This window comes from Cutibacterium sp. LaCa_255 (assembly GCF_057458005.1).
Window position 1 is genome coordinate 2,121,114 of the sequence record NZ_CP190956.1, and the last position, 21,644, is coordinate 2,142,757.

The window sequence follows — 21,644 nt, forward strand, 5'->3', positions numbered from 1 at the left end:
CCTCCACGGCTAAATTTCAACAGGGCCGAAACCGTAACTAACGGCCCACCAGCCACGAAACGGTGAGCCGATTGGCTTACGGATCCGCTCGGTATCGTCTCGTGGTGCATTGTCCACCACCGGAAGGGGCTGCCACGATGGCCGCCAACACGCTGCCCACCAGTTCGATGCCCAATACTGAGATAGCGTCAACACGCATCTCCCCGGAGTCCAGACGCTTCCTGCGCCATGTCACCGCTGCCACGGCGTTCGGAGGCGGACTCGACGGATTCGACCTCGGTATCATCAGCGTCGTCATCCTGCACATCAATCATGACCTGGGTCTCTCCCCCGCGATGGAAGGTCTGGTCGGCGCCGCAAGCTTGCTCGGTATTTTCATCGGCGCTCCACTCTTCGGCTACCTCACCGACAAGTTCGGCCGCCAGAAGATGTTCATGGTCGACATCATTTCCTTCATCGTCATTGGTGTCGCCCAGGCCTTCGTCACCGGCGGGGTATCCCTGGCCATCCTCCGATTCCTGCTGGGCATGGCCATCGGCGCCGAGTACTCGATCGGTGCCCCGATGCTGTCGGAATTCGCCCCGGCCCGGGAGCGTGGATCGAAGCTGGCCTTCCTCGAGTTGTGTTGGCGTATCGGTTTCCTCATCGCTGTTCTGCTGGGCTACGCGCTGTTGTGGCTCGGGATCTCGTGGAAGTGGATCCTGGCGACCTCGGTGATTCCTGCCCTCGTCGTGTTGGGCCTGCGGATCGGTCTGCCCGAGTCCCCACGCTGGCTGCTTCGTCACGGCCGAGAGGCCGAGGCGCGTGAGATCGTCGAGAAACACATGGGTCCGGAGTTCTTCGAGGCCGAGGAGTTCGCCGCAGAGTCGGTCGGCGAGGACGGGTACCGCAAGCTTTTCCGCAAGGGTCAGCTGCGACGCACCGTCTTCGTCTGCATCTTCTGGACGTGCATCGTCACCCCGTACTTCGCCATCTTCACCTACGCCCCGAAGGTGCTGGAGTCCCTCAATGTGAAGTCCCAGGCGACCGGCACGATCCTCTCGAACACCGTCGGCGCGATCGGTGCCCTCATCGGCCTGCTGGCCATCGACCGGATCGGTCGCCGCCGCATGCTCATTGGCCCGTTCTGGGTGCAGATGGTGGTCCTGCTGGTCGTCGGCCTGTGGACGAACGCGCCGTCGTGGGTACTGGTGCTCGGTCTGGCGGTCTTTGCCCTGGTCAACTCCTATAGTGACATCCTCACCGCGGTGTACCCGTCAGAGATCTTCGACACCGACATTCGCTCCAGCGGCGTCGGACTCGGGTCGGCGATGAGCCGTATCGGCGCCTTCCTCGGCACCTACCTGCTGCCCATCGGCATGGGGACGATCGGCATCAAGTGGTGCATGGTCATTGCGGCAGGATTGTGTGTCATTGGCGCGGTGACTGGCCAGTTCATGGCCCCGGAGACCATGAACCGCTCCCTCACCAGGACGTCCACCGGCGACCTCATGGACACCTGAGCACTTGGGGCCTGGGATCTCGCCCGATCCCGGGCCGGCCATGTCAGGCGGAGACCCCGAATGGCCGGTATATCCACCTCTGGATTCCCGACCCCGTCAACCAGGACTTCCAGACACTGACGACGGTGATCGGCGCCAGGGCGATGGTGGTGTCGATGCTGTTGAGCTTGGTGCGGTCCAGGACGTCGGTGATCGGGACGAAGGCGACGTCTCCGGCAGTGTTGCCCGGACGTGATGCGCAGACGTCGAGCTCCTTGCCCTCGTATGTGACGCGAAGCCAGCTGTGGCCGGTGTGGTACCAGGGGTGGTGCTCCAACCGGACGCGCGCAGCATGGACCGGCCTCACCTGGAATCCGAGTTCCTCGAGCACTCGCCCGAGGACGATGTTGTACTGCCCCGAGTGGCCGTGACCAGCCGCGAGAGATGCCTCCGGGCTGAGCCACAGATGCCAGCAAGAGTAATGGGTGTACATCCGGTGGACGAGCTGGGTGGCCTCGTCGACGAGGGCCCAACCGGTCTTGCCCGTCGCTCGGCAGGCCGCGACGACGTCGTCAAAGGTACGCAGCGGTTCGTCGCCGGGACCCTCAGGCAGGGCTGGTTCTGGTTTCGGCGCCGCCACGACGACCGGGACGACGATGGCTGCCACACCGGCCAGCACGAGTGGGATCTTCTTCATCTGCGCTCCTGATGGTCGTCGATCTGATGGTCGCCTGTCTGCGGGGCGAGTGGGTCGTCGACGCCGCTTAGGACGTCGTGCCGGTCCTTGAGTTTCTGCTTCCAGTAGGGCTTCCTACCAGGACGTGCGGCAATCTCGGAATGAACAGCCAGCATCTTCTCGACACTGGCTTCCCAGGTGAACTGCTCGGCTCGCCGTCGAGCGGCCTCTCGCAGGTCGGGTCCTAGCCGGTCGGCCAGACGCACGGTTGCATCCGCCAAACCGTCGGCGTCGGGACTGCCAGCCTCTCCGCTGGTGGCATCGACGATCTCGTGTGCGCCTCCTCGGTTCGCAGTGACGACCGGGGTTCCGCAGGCGAGAGCTTCCAAGGATGCCAACCCGAAGGTCTCTGCCGGGCAAACTGACATGGAGAGGTCTGCAGCCGCAAATCGACGGGCAACCTCGTCGCGCCCTTCCACGAAACCGTTGAAGAAGACCGGGGCGTCGCCGGCCTGCTCCTTCAGGGTGTCAGCATCGGGACCGACACCGTACATGTCCAGTCGCAGCGGGACACCGCGGCGATGCAATTCGACGGCGGCAGCGACAGCCAACTGCGGGCTCTTCTCGTGACTCATCCGGCCGACGTAGCACAGCCTGAGGAGCCCGTCCGGGCGCGGGGTGGGAAGCCCAGGCTCGCGCTTGTCCGGATGGAAAGTCTCAAGGTCGACACCGAGAGGAACCTTGACGAGGCGAGCTCCCGTGTCGGCGAACTCGCCCGCGGAGTAGTCCGAGGTGACGACGACCACGTCGAAGGACTTGGACAGACGGCGGTTCAGGGCGCCGACAGCGGCGGCGACGCCGAACTGACGACGCACCCACATCGTCAGCATGTCGTCGAGGCGTTCATGGCTGAACAGAACCGAACCGATGCCGCGTCGGGTCGCCCAGCCGGCAGCTGGGGTGAGGGTCCACTTATCGGAGGACTCGATGGACGTGGGACGGAAACGATCAAGGATGTCGAGAGCACGCCAAGGCGTGGCGATCATACGGTAACCGGCCGAAACTCGTGGTGCCGCGATCTCGACCGTGATGCCGGACTCCGACTCCGTGATGCGGTCCCTCGGTCCTGGAATGACGAGGATACGCTCGTGCCCTGCAGCGACGTATCCCCTGCCGAGGGCGTCGATGGCCACCTTCATGCCACCCGAAACAGGGCCGACGAAGTTGGCGAGCTGAGCGATACGGAGGGTCGTCACTTCTCCAGCCTATGTGGTGATGACGCATGACGGCGTCCGGGGTTGGGTCGAGTTCGCGGAAACACCCGAGCGCCGACCCCTCAGGGACCGGCGCTCGGGTGTTTCAAGGAAGGAGGATCAGGCCTGAGTCTTCTCCTCGGCCTCAACGGCGTCCTGCTCAACGGCCACGGGGGCGTCAGCAGCGGCGTTCTCGGCCAGGGTGTTGTGCTCGATAGCGGCGTCACCCTCGGTCTTCTCGGGGGCGACCTCCTTGACCTCGGGCTCCTTGGCATCAGCCACCTCGGTGGCGGTGTTGATCTGCGCCTTGGCGTCAGCAGCGCTGGCCGGAGCCTTGGAGGATACCTTCTCGGTGACGACCTCGATGACGGCCATGGGGGCGTTGTCGCCCTTGCGGTTGCCGATGCGGGTGATGCGGGTGTAACCGCCGTCGCGACCTTCCATGAGGGGGCCGATCTCGGTGAAGAGGATGTGCACGACGCCGCGGTCGGTGATCGTGCGGTTGACGATGCGACGGTTGGCGACGGTGTCGGTCTTGGCTCGGTTGATGAGCTTCTCGGCGAGCGGGCGGACGCGCTTGGCCTTGGTGACGGTGGTCACGACATGGCCGTGCTCGAAGAGCTGGCTGGCCAGGTTGCGCAAGATGATCCGCTCGTGGGCGGGGGAACCGCCAAGACGGGGACCCTTAGTGGGCTTCGGCATTCTTTTTCTCCTTGTGTGTCGGTGTGGCGGGCAGGTGGACCCGCCGCGATCCGGCTGAGGGAGGACGGTTGTCCTCCCCTCCCGTTCCCCGTCAAGCGACGGGTGGGGGTGTGGCCAGGGTCCACCCCCCTGGCCTCCCCTCCGAAGAGAGGAAATCTTTGGTTGTCAAGAGCGACTCGACCCGCTACTCAACCGCAGGCAAACCCGCGACTGCGAAGCAGAGCCGACTCGCTCGGGGGATGCAGGGGTCCCTGCATCAATCAGCTCAGTACTGCTCGGTCTCCGCGAAATCATCGTCGTCACTGGCCTCGTCGTAGGCCTCGGCGGCGGCGAGTGGGTCAAAGCCCGGGGCGGAGTCCTTGAGAGCCAGACCGAGCTCGGTCAGCTTCTCCTTGACCTCGTCGATGGACTTGGATCCGAAGTTGCGGATGGCGAGCAGATCCTGCTCGGAGCGGGAGACAAGCTCTCCGACGGTGTGGATGCCCTCGCGCTTGAGGCAGTTGTAGGAACGGACGGTGAGGTTGAGCTCCTCAACCGGGGTTCCGAGGCTCTCGGCGTACTCCTCGTCAACCGGGCCGGCACCGATCTCGATGCCCTCGGCGTCGGCATTGAGCTCACGCGTCAGACCGAACAGCTCGACAAGGGTCTTACCGGCAGAAGCGACGGCGTCGCGCGGCTGAATGCTCGGCTTGGTCTCGACGTCGACGACGAGCTTGTCGAAGTCGGTGCGCTGCTCGACTCGGGTGGCCTCGACCTTGTAGGTGACCTTGAGGACCGGGGAGTAGATGGAGTCGACGGCGATGCGACCGATCTCGGAGTTCGGGTCGTCGTTGAGGGCGTTGGATACGTAGCCGCGTCCACGCTCGACGATGAGCTCCATCTCGAAGCGACCATCGTCGTTGAGGGTGGCGATGTGCAGGTCCGGGTTATGGATGGTCACACCGGCCGGCGGGTTGATGTCGGCAGCGGTGATCTCGCCGGCGCCGGACTTGCGCAGGTACATAGCGACGGGCTCGTCCTCCTCAGAGGAGAGGACCAGGCCCTTGAGGTTCAGGATGATCTCGGTGACGTCCTCGACACAGCCCTCGATGGTGGAGAACTCGTGCTGGACTCCCTCGATCTTGATGCTCGTCACAGAGGCGCCCGGGATGGACGACAGCAGGGTGCGACGCAGCGAGTTGCCGATGGTGTAGCCGAAGCCGGGCTCCAGGGGCTCGATGATGAACTTCGAGCGGAACTCGGAGATGGACTCCTCGGTGAGGGTGGGACGCTGTGCGATGAGCATGTTTTCTACCTTTCGCGCCGACCGCTATATGAAGGCGCAGAGGGGAACAGGATGACGGGAACTCCCCGCCGCAAGGTTATTCAGTTGTTGCATCCCCGGGCCGACCGAAGTCGACCCGGGGAAAGCTGGGCTGCAAGGGGTCACCCCTCATCAGCTTCCAGGTGGCCTCAGAGCAATGCGCAATCACCGAGCCGGTGAAGATACGCAGTGACTTGGCCCCCTCGGGGATCCAAGGGGGTGACCTCTCGGATCACTTGGAGTAGAGCTCGACGATGGCCTGCTCGTTGACGTCGACGACGATCTGCTCACGGGTGGGCAGCTGGTGGATCAGGATGCGTCCCTTGTTCGGACGCACCTCCAGCCAGGCCGGAACGTCGCGGGTCTCGAAGGTCTCGCGGGCGACGACGATCGGGTGAAGGTCCTTGGACTTCTCGCGAACGTCGATGATGTCGTGGGTGCTCACGCGGTAGGAAGGAATGTTGACCTTCTTGCCGTTGACCAGGAAGTGGCCGTGGCTGACCATCTGGCGAGCCTGACGACGGGTGGCAGCAAGTCCGGCGCGGTACACGACGTTGTCGAGACGCGACTCGAGGATCTGCAGCAGGACGTCACCAGTCTTGCCCTGGGCGCGATCCGCCTCCTCGTAGTAACGACGGAACTGCTTCTCCAGGACGCCATAGGCGTAACGAGCCTTCTGCTTCTCGCGCAGCTGCAGCGAGTACTCGGAATCCTTGGTACGACCGCGACCGTGGACACCCGGAGGGTACGGACGACGCTCGAAGGACTTGTCGTTGCCGACAAGGTCAGTCCCGAGGCGACGGGACTTCTTGGTGAGGGGGCCGGTGTAACGGGCCATTGTGTATCAGTCCTTTGCTCTCGGAGTGGGTCAGACGCGGCGGCGCTTCGGCGGGCGGCATCCGTTGTGCGGAACGGGGGTGACGTCGGAGATCGGACCGATCTCCAGGCCGACGGCCCCGAGGGAACGGATGGCGGTCTCACGGCCGGAACCGGGACCTTTGACGAAGACGTCAACCCGCTTCATGCCATGCTCCATGGCGCGACGTCCAGCGGCCTCGGCGGCCATCTGAGCGGCGAACGGGGTGGACTTACGAGAGCCCTTGAAGCCGACGGTGCCGGCAGAGGCCCACGAGATCACCGCACCGGAAGGATCGGTGATGGCGATGATGGTGTTGTTGAACGTGCTCTTGATGTGCGCCTGTCCGGCGACGACGTTCTTCTTCTCCTTGCGGCGCACCTTGGTCTTGGGTGCAGCCTTGCGGCCTGCAGTAGCCATGTGATGTCTCTCCTGAAATCAGTGTGATCTGCGCATCGATGAAGGTTGGTGAGTGCCCGATGGGCAGTGACTCACTTGGCCTTCTTCTTGCCGGCGACGGCCTTCTTCTTGCCCTTGCGGGTACGGGCGTTGGTGCGGGTGCGCTGACCACGGACCGGGAGTCCGCTGCGGTGACGACGGCCCTGGTAGGTGCCGATCTCGATCTTGCGGCGGATGTCAGCGGCCACCTCACGACGAAGGTCACCTTCGACGTGGTAGTTGGCCTCGATGTGGTCACGCAGAGCCACGAGCTGATCGTCGGTCAGCTCGTGGACGCGCAGGTCACCGCTGATTTCGGTGGCCTTCAGAGTCTCGGTGGCGCGAGTGCGGCCGATTCCGTAGATGTAGGTCAGGGCGACCTCGAGGCGCTTGTCGCGCGGCAGGTCAACTCCGATGAGGCGTGCCATGTGGCATCCCTTTCTTGTTCGTTCGACCCGAACGAAGTCGAGCCGCGAAGGTGTCCGGCGTGGAGCGTCCTCGTCATTCCTGGGAACGATGGGCGGTGTCTGACCGTCCGACGAGGCCCCGGCCTTCGTCCGGGGGTGGTGGCCCAGATCCGTGCTCGATGGTTTCGAGCGGGGCTCCGGGACGTGCTTCCACGGTGTCCCGGGCAATGCCCGGGAGGTCTGCACCAGCGTGTGCAACCGGTGCGTTTTCTGTTGTGCAGTTCAATTGTTCACCGCTCCCACCTGGCGGGTGGGCCTGACGGTGGACCTCAGGGGCCGAACCCCTGCATTCCTGCTGACCGTCGCGTGGACGATCTGCGATCCCGTCGCGGCGTGGGCTCAGCCCTGACGCTGCTTGTGGCGCGGGTTGTCGCAGATGACCATCACGCGGCCGTGGCGACGGATGACCTTGCACTTGTCGCAGATCTTCTTGACGCTCGGCTGAACCTTCATGAGATTCTCTTTCGCGTAACGATCCCCTGGCGGGAACCTGGGTGGTGCGCCGTTAAGCGCTTGGCAATGAGCCGCAGCTCACTTGTGGCGGTAGACGATCCGACCGCGAGTGAGGTCATAGGGCGACAGCTCAACGACGACACGGTCCGACGGCAGGATTCGGATGTAGTGCTGACGCATCTTGCCGCTGATCGTGGCAAGAACGCGGTGCCCGTTCTTGAGTTCGACACGGAACATGGCGTTGGGCAAAGCCTCAACGACAGTTCCCTCCAGTTCGAGTGCTCCCTCTTTCTTGGCCATTACGTCCCATCTGTCCGCTGGCCGTACCCCCTGCGGGCACGGCTGTTGGCTCCGCACAGAAGGAGCCAACAGCTAACGATACCTGCTTGATGCCGTCGCCCCAAATTGGCGGCGGCGTCATCACCAGGCCGTGCCGGTAGAGAACCGAGACGAGGTCAGAACCGCGGTGTCAGGCCCGTGAACTCAGCGATGAAGGCGAGTTTGTCAGCGGACGCATCGACGCGGGAAGCACGGGGACGCCCGGCACCATGCCCCACCGACTGGTCGATGCGGGTGAGGATCGGGGCGTCCCCTCCCTGGGCTCGCTGCAGGGTGGCGGTGAACTTGTGGCTGTGGGCCGGCACGACGCGATCGTCGTGGTCACCGGTCATGACGAGGGTCGCCGGGTAGTGGCGTCCCTCCCCCACGTTGTGCAGCGGCGAGTAGGCCAGCTCGACCTCGAAGTCGTGGGTGTCCTCCGGGTTGCCGTAGTCCGACATCCATGCAGCCCCCGAGGAGAACTTGTGGAACCTCAGCAAGTCGAGCACTCCGACCTCGGGAACTGCCGCAGCTAGTAGCTCCGGACGCTGGGTGAGCACGGCACCGACCATCAGACCACCATTGGAACCACCACTGATTGCCAGGGTGGCTGGGGTCGCCAGTCCGGCCTCGATGAGGTCAAGGAGAACGGCGATGTGGTCGTCGAAAACGTGCTGCTTGTTGTCGAGAACACCGTCGCGGTACCACTCGGATCCGAACTCGCCACCGCCACGAGCGTTGACGAGGGCGACCGCACCGCCGGCCTCCATCCACGCCTGCCACAGAGGGGAATGGGTGTTGGTGATGGTGATGTCGAATCCGCCATATCCGTAGACGATGGTCGGCAGGGGCCCGGTCGCGTCGTTGGACTCGTCGCGCATGTACCAGTAGGGCACCTGGGTGCCGTCGACACTCGTGGCATGACGACGCTCCACACCGGCATGGAACTGGCCAACTTCGGCGGACTGAATCTTCTCCAACTCACCGGATGTGGCGTCGAGGTGGTAAACGACGTTCGGGCTGCTCGGGCCCGTGGCGTGAATGAACACGTCGGGTTGGTGCTCGTCGGGAGCGGTGAGATGGACGTCACCAGCCTCGATGTCGACGTCACCGAGATGCTCCCCTGAAGTAGACCATCGGCTGATGCGCGGCGAGACGTCAACCATGTACACGGCGACGAGGGTCTCCCCGGCCAGGACCACCGTCGACAACGGGTACTCCGAGGACGCAATGACCTCGCTCGGAGTTGGTTCGTCCGCCGCAAGGTCAATGGCGACGAGTCGGTAGGTCGGGGTGATGTCGTCAGTGAGGACAAAGAACGTTGAGCCGACGATGCCGACGGGATGATGACTCGCGTCAGCCTCGGCAATGCGACGCCCTTTCTCGACCACGGAGTGTCCGTCGACGAGGTGATGACGGAAGACCGTCAGCCCGCTGTTGTGGGAGGTGCCGATGATGTCGCTGACGACCACCCAGCCCTCCCCGGTGCGGTCGCCGTTCTCGTCGGTTTCGTGACTGATCCCACCCCAGTAAAAGGTCCCCTCCGGGCCAGCCGGAAGCACCTCGGTCCGCTCACCAGTGTCGGTGCGGACCATGACAAGACGTGGGTCGCCCGCGGCCTTGGTGACCGCGGTCTCACCAGTTTCCTTGTCCGGGAAGTCCAGGACGAGCAGGCTCACTGAATCTGGGAACCAGCTGACCGTACTGAACTTGGTACGGATTCTGGGGTCGCGCTCCTCGCCGGTGGCCACGTTGCGGAGGGTGAAGGAGGTCCAGTCCGAGCCGGCCGCCGAGCTCGCCCACGCCAGGGTCGAGCCGTCGGGGCTGATGGCCGCATCCTTGAGGGAGGTCGTACCGTCCTCGGACCAATCGTTGGGATCGAGGAGAGTGATGGGACGATCGAACAGGTCGCGCCAGTCCTCGGCCGCCTGAACCACTGGCTGGGCGGCATCACCGTCGTCGTGCCACATGAGATAGCGACCGCCGCAGTGCTTGTCGATCGTGTCGCCAGGAAGGGAGTACAGCTCAGTGAGTCGGTTGCGGAACGCCTCCCGGGTTCTCAGCTTGGTGAAGGCTTCCTCGGTGAAGGCTCGCTGTCGTTCCACCCAGTCGACGGTGTCGGGGGAATCGGCGTCCTCGAGCCAGCGGTACGGGTCTTCGATGGTGCGCCCGTGGAGGATCTCGACAACGTCGTCACGGCGAGTCTGTGGGGCAGGGCCTATGGCAAAGCTCATGGCAGACATACAACCACCCTCGTCAACCCCTGTTGTCAGGCTGCCCGGACACGACCCAGGTGGTCACCGGCACCGACGATCTCCAGAATGTGCTGCTCGACGCACTCCCAGTCGTACATGACTTGGTGCCAGGTGATCCGGACGACGAGATAGCCGCGGGAAACGAGTTCAAGATCACGACGACGATCGTTGGAATATGCGAAGGCATCCGTGTGGTGTGCCACCGAATCGACTTCGATGACGAGCCGGCTCCCCACCAGCATGTCGACTCTCCCCACGCCATCGATGCTGGCCTGAGTTCTCACGGGGAGACCGAGGCGGCGTAACCGGCATCGGACGAGGGACTCGGCACCTGAGTCGGCCCAGCCGAGGTCGGGAAGGATGCGCCGACCCGCCGGTATCGGCGAAAGACACTCCTCAAGCCGTTCGCGAGTGAGTACCCCTTTCCGCAGCACAGAGTCGAGGACCGCCACGGCTTCATCACGATCGAGGCAGCGCACGACTGACTGCACAGCAATGTCGGGCGGATCGACTGCCATGATGGGGGCAGCGCGACGAGGCGCGGGACAGGAACGAACAGCCGGGGACAGTGGTTCGCGGTGGCCCCGGCAATGGATCTGCGAATCGGGCGGCGACCAGACCCCGATCATCTTCAGAGCACTGACACACCCCAGCACGCCTCCTGCCCTCACCGCGGTGACGACGTCGTGGTCGGCATCCGGTAGGGCCCACCAACCCATTCTCAGCCAGCTGAGTTCACCCCTCTTCTTCGCTGACCGGATCGCTTCACGATCGAGGCCGAAGCACGAAAGCACACCTGTGGACACCACGCCGCCGGGGCAGAGCTCGGATGGCACACCATGGCTCGCAACATCAGAAGTTCTCACATTGACAGTTATCGTCAACGCAAGCCGGATCCTTCACTTGTCCACAGGTATTTTTTGGTGCGGCGGTTGGCTGTTACGTGGGGACAACTACACGGAGCTGCCAAAAATTAGGCCAAACACACGATGTTCACGTTACCAAGCGCAGTTTTTGGCAGCTCCGTGTAGTAACGACGAGTTCCGAACCTGGTTGAGCCGCAGAGAATCCCAGATAGGGCGTGTCGACCCTCTACCCCCACAAAACAGTGGTCGCCGGGACCAACGTCCCGGCGACCACCACAAGAACTCAATCTCAATCAAGAGGCCCGAATGGCACTCCGCGCTTCTCGAGTTCGGCCTTGCCGCCATCGGGTTCGGACAACACCCACAGACCTTTGCTGGTCACGGCAACGGTGTTCTCCCAGTGGCTGGCCCACGAGCCGTCCACCGTGACAACCGTCCACTCGTCGTCCAGGGTGGCAGTGTCCTCCATACCGAGAGTCGCCATCGGCTCGATGCACAGCACCATACCTTCGACGATCTTCGGGCCACGTCCAGCTCGGCCCCAGTTGGGGACGTCCGGATCCATGTGCATCTCGGTGCCGATCCCGTGGCCGGTGTACTCACGGATGATCCCGTAATCACGGTCGTGGGACTCCAGGGAGGCCTGTACAGCAGCGGAGACGTCACCGATGCGAGCACCGGCCGCGACCTTGGCAATGCCGGCCCACATGGACTCACGAGTCACCTCGGACAAGGCCCTGGCCTCCTCGCTGACGTCTCCCACCAGAACCGTTCGGGCGGCATCACCGTGCCACCCGTCGACGATGGCTCCGTAGTCGATGGAGACGATGTCGCCGTCCTTAAGCTCGCGATCACCGGGGATGCCGTGGACGATGGTCTCGTTCGGGCTCACACATGCCACGCCCGGATAGGGCGGCAGGCCCCAATCTCCCCCGTAATTGAGGAAGTTAGAACCAGCGTTGTGACGCTCGAGCACCTCGCGGCCGGCCCGGTCGATGTCGGCGGTGGTGGCCCCAGGCACGGCAACCGCTCTCATGGCCTCCAAGCCCTCGGCGACGACCAGTCCCGCCCGACGCATCTTGCAGATCTGGTCGGGTGTCTTGATCTGGAATCGATTGCGGCCCAGCACGTCAGTTCTTCGAATCGAGAGCAGCGAAGATGCGCTGGCGCACCTCGTCGATCTCACCGACGCCGTCAACCGGAACGAGAATGCCGGCCGAGCGGTAATGCTCCAGGAGCGGCTCGGTCTGGGAGGAGTAGACCTTCATACGGTTGCGGATGGTCTCCTCGTTGTCGTCGGTACGCCCCTCGATCTCAGCACGCTTCAGCAGACGCTGGGTGAGCAGCTCGGGGTCGACGTCGAGGCTGATGACTGCGTCGAGCTCCTGACCGTGCTCCTTGAGATAAGCGTCGAGGGCCTCGACCTGATGCATGTTGCGGGGGTAGCCGTCGAGCAGGAAGCCGTTGGCGGCGTCGTCCTGGTGGAGGCGATCGACGACGATGGCATCGGTCAGCTCGTCGGGAACGAGGTCGCCGGCATCCATAATGGCCTTGACCTTCTTGCCCAGCTCAGTGCCGTTCTTGATGTTGGCACGGAACATGTCGCCGGTGGAGATCGCGGGCACGGAGCAGTGCTCAGCAATGGCGGTGGCCTGAGTTCCCTTGCCTGCGCCCGGGGCGCCCATGATCAGCAGTCTCATGATGACAGGAATCCTTCGTAGTGTCGTTGCTGCAACTTGCTTTCGACCTGTTTGACGGTGTCCAGCGCCACACCCACGATGATGAGGATGCTCGTACCTCCGAACGGGAAGTTCTGGTTCGCCTTGAGATACACGAACGCGAGCGTCGGGATCATCGAAATGAGGCCCAGGTACAAGGACCCAGGTGCCGTCAGCCTCGACAACACATAGGCCAAGTAGTCCTCGGTGGGCTTCCCGGCCCGGATGCCGGGAATGAATCCACCATACTTCTTCATGTTGTCACTCATCTCGACGGGATCGAAAGTGATGGCCACGTAGAAGTAGCAGAAGAAGATGATCAGCAGGAAATAGACGATGTTGTAAATCGGGTGATCACCACGTGTGAAGTAGTGACCAATCCACTTCGCCGCGTCGGTCTGCGGTCGGAAGGTGGCATAAAGCACCGGAAGGTACAGAATCGACGAGGCGAAGATGACCGGGATGACGCCGGACTGGTTCACCTTCAGCGGAATGTAGGTCGTCGAGCCGCCGAGCATCCGGCGCCCGACCATCCTCTTCGCATACTGCACCGGGATGCGCCGCTGGCCCTGCTCGATGAAGACAACGGCTGCCATGACGAGGAGGCCGATGGCGATCACCAAGCCGAACACGAACCAGGCGTGGGCCTGGCCGGCACCGTTACGGGCAACCTTGATGGACCACAGGGAGTCGGGGAAGCGGGCAGCGATCTGGGTGAAGATCATGATCGACATGCCGTTGCCGATACCGTGCTCGGTGACGAGCTCACCCATCCACATGACGATTGTCGTGCCTGCCGTCATTGTCAGGATCATGACGATGATCTCGAAGATCGAGGTGGAGTACACGACCGGCAGGGCGCAGCCGGTGAACAGACGTCCCGAGGTTGCCAGGGTGACGAAGGCCGTCGCCTGCAGCAGGCCGAGCACCAGGGTGAGGTAACGGGTGTACTGGGTGATCTTGTTCTGGCCGGACGCGCCCTCCTTCTTGAGGGTCTCCAGCTTCGGGATGACGACGGTCAGCAGCTGCAGGATGATCGACGCCGTGATGTAGGGCATGATGCCGAGCGCGAAGATCGCCAACTTCAGCAGGGCGCCACCCGAGAACAGGCTGATCATCGAGTACAGACCGGCAGAGGACCCGGAACTCGCCTGGCTGACGCACGTGTTGATGTTAGACACGTTGACGTTCGGGACGGGGATGACGGACCCGAGCCTGAAAACCGCCAGGATGAAGAGCGTGAACAGGATCTTGCGGCGAAGATCCGGCGTTCTGAAGGCATTGGCGAAGGCGGAAAGCATCCGGGCCCTCTCCCATCTCGTGGACTACTGACTACGCAGATCCAACCCCCATGACGCGCTGCAGGCAAATGTCTGGGAGCATGGACACAGCGGGGGTAGCCTATCAACTCACGACGGTAATACCCACGTCACCGCACACCACCACTTGTCTGACCCCGTCTGGAGCGCCATGAGACCGCCGATCATCATCTCCTCGCATCGAGGACGAATCGGCGTCGGGATCGTCCTCGCGGTAATCATCGTGCTGACGATTCTCGACCTCATTCGATCCGGTCTGGCTGGATTGACGAACCTGCCCGCCCTGCTGCTTTTCGTGTGGCTGACGTGGATCATTTGGGGAGTTGCCGAAATTCGGATCAATGACGATGGGGTGACCGTCGTCAATCAATTCCGAATTTGGGACGTTCCTTGGCGTCGAATTACCGAAGTCACCGGGCGTTGGGGGCTGGCGCTGACAGCCGAGCGTCGTCCTGACGCCGAGGGGATACGCAAGCCACGCACGATCTCGGCGTGGGCTGCCCCGGCACGCGGCACGGCCACCGCGATGAAGGGCAATGTCGACCACGTCCCGCAGGTCATCGTCGGTTCCGAGCTTCCGATGAGGTGGTCGCTGGATTCCCACTCGACGGCTCGTCTCATCGAGATGGAGAGGATCGAGCGTCGTCCCGTGGCCAGGGCGACGGCTGCGACGCAGACCGAGCAGGGGCCGGACCAGAAGAAGCCCAGGGACGGGATGTCTCGTGACGGAGAAATTCAGGTTCACCCGAACTGGATGACGATCTGCATCACGGTTGTGCTCGTCGCTGCCGTCATTATCATCTGACGGGATCTTTCCCCCGATCAGGGCCCTCGAAGCTCGTCAAGTGGCCGAGGTCGCACCCCAGAAGCTCACGCTGTAGACTAAGGGCCGTCCGAGGCCGTGTGCCCCGGGACCGACAACTGTGACGGAGAAGCCGGTGAGAGTCCGGCGCTGTCCCGCAACCGTGATGCCGTATGGCTGAGCCGGATCGCCGAATCAGTTGAGCGTTGATGCCATGTCGTGGGTTACGTGGCGTGACGATCCTCTCGTTCGTCGCGGCGACCCACCGAGAGGAGCCTGATGGGTCGCCGCCCAGTCACCATTGCGAGCCTGCTGACATTCACGTGTGCTGCGGGGTCGATGGTGGTCGCCCCCATCAATGCCGAGGGGGCGGGATTCCACGACGGGTGGTGTCAGAAGGACGAAGGTTTCGCGGTAGTCCTGTACTGGCCGGCCAAACCCGCGGACGTCAAGCCCGAGGTTCCGGGCAACCTCAACTCGAAGACTCTCGTGCGATGCATCATCGGATCGCACAACGTTTCTGGTCCCGACGGCAGGGCGGACGCCCTGACCCTGGCTGGTTTCTCGCATGATGGCGGCACCGGTCAGATCGTCAACAGGATAAACGATATCGAGGCCGACCCCTACGCCGAAATCCCAGCGACGTGGTGGTACCACACCGGCACCTGGGAGGAGGGTTCCGGTGGCCGCTGGGACGAGACTCCCCGTTGGGATCCGAATCTCAAGATCAACGGGTTCAGCGTTGTTGTGTTCTCCTCCGACAACGAACAACTCCCTCCCATCACGCCCACATTCGCTAAGGGCGGTGACCACGGCGACGAACCAGGGCCAGGTCCCGGCCCGGGCCCCGGACCATCGACCGGCCCGACCGGCAAACCCAGTCACGGCCCAACCGGCAACACTCACAAGCCGACCGGTGGCCACGACAAGCCCACGCGCAAGCCCACTCACGGACCAGGGCATGGCGGAGACAAACCGTCCCACGAGCCTGGTCACGGCCACGGTGGGGACCATCACAACCGTCCTAACCCGACGGCACCGAAGCACAGCACCGGACCGAAGCCCGGCAAGAACCACGACAATACGGACAGCCGCCCCAACACCATCGCGACCGCCCGTCCGACCACCACGTCACCTACGCCGTCTCCTCGCCCGTCGTCCCCCTCGACCACCCCGAGCTCGCCGACCCCGACCCCCAGCGCGTCCTCTCCCGCTGCGAGTGCCGGCTCCTCGCTGGCCCCGCAGTCATCCTCCTCCCCAGTGTGGGGACGTGAGGACCGCACGCGTCGCTCTCCCGACAAGGGTGAACACGAAGGTGCCCCGTGGTGGGTACCGGTCGGTGTCGGAGTCATCACCCTGGTTGGCCCGGCCTTGGCGGCCATCGGTCGTCGTCATTCCCGTCGTCCTGATCGGGAGGACGAAGAATGAGCCACATCTCCACAATGAGTGCGGCGGCGGTCGCCCTTCTGACGATCTCCGTCAGCGCTGTGGCCGGGGCCGCGCCCGCCCACGCCGAGCAGAGCGCCCAGACGACCAGCCTGTGTTCTGGAGCGAAGGTGTGCAGTCTGACCACTGATCGATGGCTACGTGAGGGAACGACCCCAAGGGTGATCGTACGCGGGAATCCGAATGTCCGTGGCACGGTGCGAATATTCCGGGTCTCCATCACGGACAACGCGTTGACCGGATTCGAGCCGATCGGCAAGGGGGCCAATTTCTACACCGATGCACAGGGCGTCGCTGATGTGTTGGTCCCGATCGGCTCCTCCCCGGAAATTGGTGAGGGCGGCTGGGCCTTGGTGAGCCTCTCCGACGTCCAGGGCCTCGACACCACCCGGATGCCGGGCCAATTCGTCCCCTTCGGCTCCCTTATACCGCATTTACAGGGTGACGGTTATTCTGAGCGTAAACCTGCCGGCCAGACCCTCGACATGCAGGCCGTCGGTGCGGTCCCAGGCGAGAACTACCGGGTGCAAGTCAAGCAGGGCGACACTTGGCACGACGCCACCGCGACCGGCGAGATTCCTGAGGCTGCCGCCAATCCCTCACGGATCAGCCACATCCGCTGGACAGTGCCGCGCGGACTAACGGGTACGAAACACGACGTCAGGGTGCAGTCGGTCACTGATCCACAGCGGACGACCTCGTGGACGCTCATTCCGACCGTCGACGGGGTCAAGGCTGCTCGCAGTCCGTTGTTCACTCCTCCGCCGGTCGGCACCAATCTCGGCGTACCGACGACTGATCGGGGCGACCATCCCGAGGGAGCCATCAAGGCTGCCACCGGAGTCCTCTTCGGTGTCGGAGTCGTCTCCGCCCTCGCCCTCACCACCACGTCCCGCCCCAAAAGCCGCAGGGGTAAGGACGCCAACCGCGCACAGCAGGCATCCTCCGGCGAGGTGAGTATTTCATGACGGTCTCGCGCATTCACTCCACCTCAGCAACCCCGATCCCGGCCTGGGCATGGGGAGCTGAGCTCCTCGTCCTGGCGGCCATCGCCGTCTCGACGACAAATCTCCTGCTTCTCGCGGTGATGTGGGTGTGCCTCGTGGCCACCCTCGCGATGTTGGGTAACCGTCCGGGAGCGTTTGCCATGGCTCGACGGCTGTCAGGAGTCGTCTGTGTGTGGTGGATCATCATGGCGATCGTCAGCCCCTCGGCGGATCCGACCTTGGGCTCTGTCATGTGGCGGTTGCCGACGTGGAATCCCGGGCCGGGAGTTCACCTCGGTGGCGTCATGACGGCCTCGGGTCTCCTGCTGACCGCGACGTCCACGCTGAGAGCTCTCGTCCTGGTTGTGATCGCGGGCGTCGGCATATCAGCAGTGCGACCAGCCGATGCATCAGCTGCGGGACGTCGCCTGTTGGGCTCGTGGTCTCCTGCCCTGGAACCCTGCGCTGCCCTACCTGCCGCCTTGGATCGCCACGCTGTCTCCGCGTCGATGCGTCCTGCCGAGATCGCCGCAACGACCCGTGAAGAGGCGTCCGGGCTGGCTCGACGACACCGTCCGCTGGCCGCCTGGACTGCCCCGGTACGCGCGTTGATCCTTGTCATATGCATGACGGTCCCGGTCGTCGCGCTGGTGTCCAAGCATCCGTTACCCGGAATCGACCAGCCCACGACCGCCTTGTTGACCTTGATAGTGGCGATTCTCCTCACCTCCTTGTTGCCGACCGGGGAGCCCATCGGGACGATCTCGGGACCCAGCCTCGTCGTGGCGATCCTGGCCGTCCTCACTCTCGCACTGTGGGTGATCGGCGCCGACAAGTCTGCGGTCGCTCCCCACCCGGGTTGGCCGCCGATCCCGGTCGCCGGCCTCATCTGCGCCGTTGCACTGCCCCTAGTCGTTGCTGTTACCACCCCGCGTCGTCGTCAGGAGGTGCCAGCGTGATTGTTCTCGATGACGTGACGGTGTGGCTGCCCGGCCGAGGTACCGTCGTCAACGACGTCACCTTCTCCCTCGATGCTGGCACCGTGACGTGTCTCGTCGGTCGTCGCGGATCAGGGGCGACAATGCTGCTCCGGCTATTGGCCGGACAATTGCCGGCTGGTGCCCGAGTGCAGGGAAGGGCCCTCATTGATGGCACCGACGTCATGGACCTGGGGCCAGATCTCCTCGCGGAGACGACCCAGATCATCGACACTGACCTGCTGACCTTGGCAGATCTACCAGATTCGGATTCCGTCGAAGTCGGCCCATGGACTCGTCGTCCTCCCGGCACATGGCCACTCGACGTCCGAGCTCAGCTTGCGGCATCCCTCGTCACCCCTGCCGTGGCAAACACGCAGGGAATCATCCTCGTCGACCACCCGACCTCCGGGCTCAATAATTCACAACGCGATGTCCTCACCACACGGTTGCGCGAACTCGCCGATCGTGGCGCAACGGTGCTGTGGGCCGATCACGACCTTGACGCTGTCTGGGCCGGAGCCGACCGCATCGTGGAGATGTCAGCAGGATCCGTCGTGTCCGACTCACCTGCTGGGTCCTGGGTGCCCCAGGGCCTTCCGCTACCGATTGGCCGAGCTCTGGCTTCCTTGGCAGGTCACCAAGACTCTGCTATCCCCGCTGGCACCCTCCCCACCGTCTTCTCGGGCCTACCCCGGCCCCGCCACGACCACGAGCACCGCACCGGGCCTGTCATGACGGTGATCGACTGCCACGATCTCGGTCTGGAAGGTCCTGACATCGTCATCCATGATCGTGAGTCACTGGCCATCGTCCGGGCCGAGGACCTCGCCGACGCCACTGACCTCAAGGCTGCTCACGACCCGGACGCCCCAGTCCGTCCGGAACCGGTCGCCTCGCAGTTGTTGCATGCACTCCCCCGACCGGGCCGCTCTCTGTCCTCGGCGTCGCTACGTCCCAGCCAGGACCTGCACAAGCTGGCAGGTACGACTGAGTTAGCGTCGCGACGCCAACGTGACCTGTCCCGCGGTGAACGAGCATGGCTCCGTGTCCACGACCGCTTGAGGTCACTCGATCCACTGTTTCTCGCCCATGCCGACCACGACCTCGACCCAATCGAGAGGTCTCAGGTCTCCGAGAGCCTCTTCGACGAACCGGCCGGTCTGCGCATTGTCACGACCCGAGACGTGGAATTCCTGGTACGAGCCGTCCATCGTGTCATCGTCATCGATGGTCATCGCGTCATTGCAGACCGGTCTCCGCTGGCCCTGGGGCTCGCTCCCCTCACCCGGGTCGGGGCACTCACCGGTTCCCAACACCACATGACCCTGGGTGACGTCATCGACTCCCTCGATCTCGTGGAGGGGAGGACGTCATGACGACCACCAGCACAGCCGCCGCCCGGGCAGAACGTCCTAGCCGTTGGCGCACAATCGGCGCGACCTCAGGCCCCCTCAGCCGCACCATCGCCATCGTCCAGGTCCTACTCGGCGTCATCTGGCTCACTTGGCCGGTGTGGAGTTCCCGTACCACCGCCCTCCAGACCCAGGCCGAGTCAACTGCACCATGGCTCGTCGCCGCCCAGATCGGCGTCAGCGCTGTCCTGACAGTCGTCCTCGTCCGCGAGACCAGGTCCGCCCGTCCTCTCAGCTTGGTGCTGGGTGCAGCCGTCCTCGCGGCCGGGGTCCGTGCCGCCCTGGCTCCGGGGGCCAACGGCATCGAGCCGGTCTTCTGGATTCCCATGCTCGTCGGCGCAGTGCTGGGAGCGCCCGGTGGCGTACTCGCGGGAACTCTCACCTGTCTGGTCTCATCGGCCGCCATCGGCACGGTCGCCACCCCACTCGCAGGGCAGCTCGTCGTCTGGCAGCTGTGGGGGTTGGCCGGAGCTGCCATGGTGCGATTGCGCACTGTCACGACCTGTCTTGCCGGCACCCTGTGGTGCCTGGCCCTCGGCCCGATCACCGGACTTCTGCTCAACCTCATGGGATGGGCGTGGACCGAGGCCGACCCCGGGCAGTCCTTCCTCGCCGGGCTCGGCCCGCTCAAGGAGACACAACGTCTGTGGAGCTGGACGAAAGCAACCTCACTGGCCTTCGACATGACCCGAGCCATCGTGAACGCCGCCGTCTGGCTCGTCGTGATCCCGTTCGTCATTCGTGCCCTGCGTCAGGCGCTGGCCCCGGATCGGCGCGCATCGGCGCGGGTGAGACCCGTCATCTCAGCCGTCGACGCCAAGGCCCTCGACAAACGAGGTCTCAGTGGCCTCACCAATTCCTTCCAGACCATCACTCACCCCTCAGGAGACGACGATGACACACCGCACTGACGCCGACGTCCCGACATGTCCCCCACTCGGTAAGCCGGAGCTGAGCTGGGCCGCGGATCGACTCGGCGCTCTGTCGACCGCATTCAGCAATCGCGTGGTGGGGCAGTCCGCCCTGCGCACCAGCCTGCTGGTGGCGATGCTGGCCCGTGGGCACGTGCTGCTCGAGTCGGTCCCCGGGCTGGCGAAGACCCTCGCGGCCTCCACATTGGCCTCGGCGGTCGACGGGTCCTTCACCCGCGTGCAGTGCACCCCTGACCTGCTGCCGTCCGACATCATCGGCACCCAGGTCTTCGACCAGTCAACGGCAACCTTCCGCACCGAGCTGGGCCCGGTGCACGCCAACATCGTCCTGCTCGACGAGATCAACCGTTCCAGCGCGAAGACTCAGTCCGCCATGCTCGAGGCGATGCAGGAACGTCAGACGTCGATCGGTGGCGTCATCCACCCATTGCCCGACCCCTTCATGGTGTTGGCCACCCAGAATCCCATCGAGGAGGAAGGCACCTACGTCCTCCCCCACGCCCAAATGGACCGTTTCCTGCTCAAGGAGGTGCTCGACTACCCGGACGTCTCCGAGGAACTCGAGGTCCTCAACCGCGTTGAGGACGGATCGATCGACGCACCGGCGACCCCAGCAGTGAGCACCAACGACGTCCTCACCTTGCAAGACCTCACCCGTCGTGTCGTAGTCGACGAGGCCATCAAGCGCTACATCGTCGACATCGTCGCGGTGACGCGCCGCCCCGAGACCGCCCTGTCGGATTCCGCCGCGCGTGCCATCGAGTACGGTGCCTCCCCGCGTGCCTCGATCGCTTTCATGTCCGTTGCGCGTGCTCTGGCCCTGCGGGACGGTCGCGCCCATGTCATCCCGGAGGACGTTGTCACCCTGCGTCACGCCGTGCTGCGTCACCGTCTGGTCCTCAGCTTCGAGGCCCAGGCCCAACGAGTGCGCCCCACCGACGTCATCGACGCCATCTTCGAGGCGGTGCCCACCCCGTGACC

General features: G+C 64.1%; 22 protein-coding genes. 8 read left to right on the forward strand and 14 right to left on the reverse strand.

The genetic code is table 11. The features are described from left to right. The first annotated feature begins 137 nt into the window (after window positions 1–137). Window positions 138–1,502 carry an MFS transporter gene (locus ACP8ML_RS09640; protein WP_065673767.1) on the forward strand — a complete coding sequence of 455 codons (1,365 nt, stop codon included), beginning with the start codon at window positions 138–140 and terminating at the stop codon, window positions 1,500–1,502. A gap of 43 nt (window positions 1,503–1,545) precedes the next feature. Here ACP8ML_RS09640 and ACP8ML_RS09645 read toward each other — a convergent pair whose 3' ends face one another. From ACP8ML_RS09645 to secY, 14 genes are all read right to left on the reverse strand, one after another. Next, window positions 1,546–2,178: a hypothetical protein gene (locus tag ACP8ML_RS09645; RefSeq protein ID WP_065673766.1), complete on the reverse strand. Its 633-nt coding sequence runs from the start codon at window positions 2,176–2,178 to the stop codon at window positions 1,546–1,548. Then, a complete protein-coding gene (locus ACP8ML_RS09650) occupies window positions 2,175–3,413 on the reverse strand; it encodes a glycosyltransferase (RefSeq protein WP_016666073.1) in 1,239 nt (412 codons plus the stop codon). The genes ACP8ML_RS09645 and ACP8ML_RS09650 overlap by 4 nt, the downstream gene beginning before the upstream one ends. A 117-nt stretch (window positions 3,414–3,530) precedes the next feature. Beyond that, the gene (rplQ, locus tag ACP8ML_RS09655; RefSeq protein WP_117189391.1) at window positions 3,531–4,112 is read right to left on the reverse strand and encodes a 50S ribosomal protein L17; all 582 of its coding nucleotides are present in this window, start codon (window positions 4,110–4,112) and stop codon (window positions 3,531–3,533) included. Between the two features lie 265 nt (window positions 4,113–4,377). Next, window positions 4,378–5,397, reverse strand: coding sequence for a DNA-directed RNA polymerase subunit alpha (locus ACP8ML_RS09660; protein ID WP_065673763.1), 1,020 nt, complete (start codon window positions 5,395–5,397; stop codon window positions 4,378–4,380). Window positions 5,398–5,647: 250 nt separating this feature from the next. Then, a complete protein-coding gene (gene rpsD, locus ACP8ML_RS09665) occupies window positions 5,648–6,253 on the reverse strand; it encodes a 30S ribosomal protein S4 (protein ID WP_004809010.1) in 606 nt (201 codons plus the stop codon). A gap of 30 nt (window positions 6,254–6,283) precedes the next feature. Beyond that, window positions 6,284–6,691, reverse strand: coding sequence for a 30S ribosomal protein S11 (gene rpsK, locus ACP8ML_RS09670; RefSeq protein ID WP_004809011.1), 408 nt, complete (start codon window positions 6,689–6,691; stop codon window positions 6,284–6,286). A 71-nt stretch (window positions 6,692–6,762) separates the two neighbouring features. After that, the gene (gene rpsM / locus ACP8ML_RS09675; protein WP_004809012.1) at window positions 6,763–7,137 is read right to left on the reverse strand and encodes a 30S ribosomal protein S13; all 375 of its coding nucleotides are present in this window, start codon (window positions 7,135–7,137) and stop codon (window positions 6,763–6,765) included. Between the two features lie 378 nt (window positions 7,138–7,515). Then, on the reverse strand, window positions 7,516–7,629 hold the full coding sequence (gene rpmJ / locus ACP8ML_RS09680) for a 50S ribosomal protein L36 (protein ID WP_002514836.1): 114 nt from the start codon (window positions 7,627–7,629) through the stop codon (window positions 7,516–7,518). 78 nt (window positions 7,630–7,707) lie between these two features. Next, the gene (infA, locus tag ACP8ML_RS09685; RefSeq protein ID WP_002514837.1) at window positions 7,708–7,929 is read right to left on the reverse strand and encodes a translation initiation factor IF-1; all 222 of its coding nucleotides are present in this window, start codon (window positions 7,927–7,929) and stop codon (window positions 7,708–7,710) included. 155 nt (window positions 7,930–8,084) lie between these two features. After that, window positions 8,085–10,181, reverse strand: a complete 2,097-nt coding sequence (locus ACP8ML_RS09690) for a prolyl oligopeptidase family serine peptidase (RefSeq protein ID WP_249361270.1) — start codon at window positions 10,179–10,181, stop codon at window positions 8,085–8,087. A gap of 35 nt (window positions 10,182–10,216) precedes the next feature. Continuing rightward, window positions 10,217–10,720, reverse strand: a complete 504-nt coding sequence (locus tag ACP8ML_RS09695; RefSeq protein WP_249361272.1) for an endonuclease domain-containing protein — start codon at window positions 10,718–10,720, stop codon at window positions 10,217–10,219. Window positions 10,721–11,357: 637 nt separating this feature from the next. Next, window positions 11,358–12,197, reverse strand: a complete 840-nt coding sequence (gene map, locus ACP8ML_RS09700; RefSeq protein ID WP_021107845.1) for a type I methionyl aminopeptidase — start codon at window positions 12,195–12,197, stop codon at window positions 11,358–11,360. A gap of 1 nt (window position 12,198) precedes the next feature. Then, window positions 12,199–12,768, reverse strand: coding sequence for an adenylate kinase (locus ACP8ML_RS09705; protein ID WP_065673761.1), 570 nt, complete (start codon window positions 12,766–12,768; stop codon window positions 12,199–12,201). Beyond that, window positions 12,765–14,087 carry a preprotein translocase subunit SecY gene (gene secY / locus ACP8ML_RS09710; RefSeq protein WP_065673760.1) on the reverse strand — a complete coding sequence of 441 codons (1,323 nt, stop codon included), beginning with the start codon at window positions 14,085–14,087 and terminating at the stop codon, window positions 12,765–12,767. Before secY ends, ACP8ML_RS09705 begins: the two co-directional genes overlap by 4 nt. A gap of 169 nt (window positions 14,088–14,256) precedes the next feature. On the opposite strand from secY, the gene ACP8ML_RS09715 reads away from it, so the two are divergent. The 7 genes from ACP8ML_RS09715 to ACP8ML_RS09745 all read left to right on the forward strand — a co-directional run bounded on the left by ACP8ML_RS09715 (window position 14,257) and on the right by ACP8ML_RS09745 (window position 21,642). Further along, window positions 14,257–14,910 carry a hypothetical protein gene (locus ACP8ML_RS09715; RefSeq protein WP_065673759.1) on the forward strand — a complete coding sequence of 218 codons (654 nt, stop codon included), beginning with the start codon at window positions 14,257–14,259 and terminating at the stop codon, window positions 14,908–14,910. A gap of 276 nt (window positions 14,911–15,186) precedes the next feature. Continuing rightward, a complete protein-coding gene (locus tag ACP8ML_RS09720) occupies window positions 15,187–16,335 on the forward strand; it encodes a hypothetical protein (RefSeq protein ID WP_117189393.1) in 1,149 nt (382 codons plus the stop codon). Then, complete coding sequence (locus ACP8ML_RS09725) at window positions 16,332–17,321, forward strand: hypothetical protein (RefSeq protein WP_065673881.1); 990 nt, start codon at window positions 16,332–16,334, stop codon at window positions 17,319–17,321. The genes ACP8ML_RS09720 and ACP8ML_RS09725 overlap by 4 nt, the downstream gene beginning before the upstream one ends. After that, on the forward strand, window positions 17,318–18,298 hold the full coding sequence (locus ACP8ML_RS09730) for a hypothetical protein (RefSeq protein ID WP_065673882.1): 981 nt from the start codon (window positions 17,318–17,320) through the stop codon (window positions 18,296–18,298). The genes ACP8ML_RS09725 and ACP8ML_RS09730 overlap by 4 nt, the downstream gene beginning before the upstream one ends. Continuing rightward, the gene (locus ACP8ML_RS09735; RefSeq protein ID WP_065673883.1) at window positions 18,295–19,695 is read left to right on the forward strand and encodes an ATP-binding cassette domain-containing protein; all 1,401 of its coding nucleotides are present in this window, start codon (window positions 18,295–18,297) and stop codon (window positions 19,693–19,695) included. The genes ACP8ML_RS09730 and ACP8ML_RS09735 overlap by 4 nt, the downstream gene beginning before the upstream one ends. Next, entirely contained in the window at window positions 19,692–20,642 is a 951-nt protein-coding gene (locus ACP8ML_RS09740; RefSeq protein ID WP_016666087.1) for a hypothetical protein, read from the forward strand. Before ACP8ML_RS09735 ends, ACP8ML_RS09740 begins: the two co-directional genes overlap by 4 nt. Next, entirely contained in the window at window positions 20,626–21,642 is a 1,017-nt protein-coding gene (locus tag ACP8ML_RS09745) for an AAA family ATPase (RefSeq protein ID WP_065673884.1), read from the forward strand. The genes ACP8ML_RS09740 and ACP8ML_RS09745 overlap by 17 nt, the downstream gene beginning before the upstream one ends. Window positions 21,643–21,644: the final 2 nt, after the last annotated feature.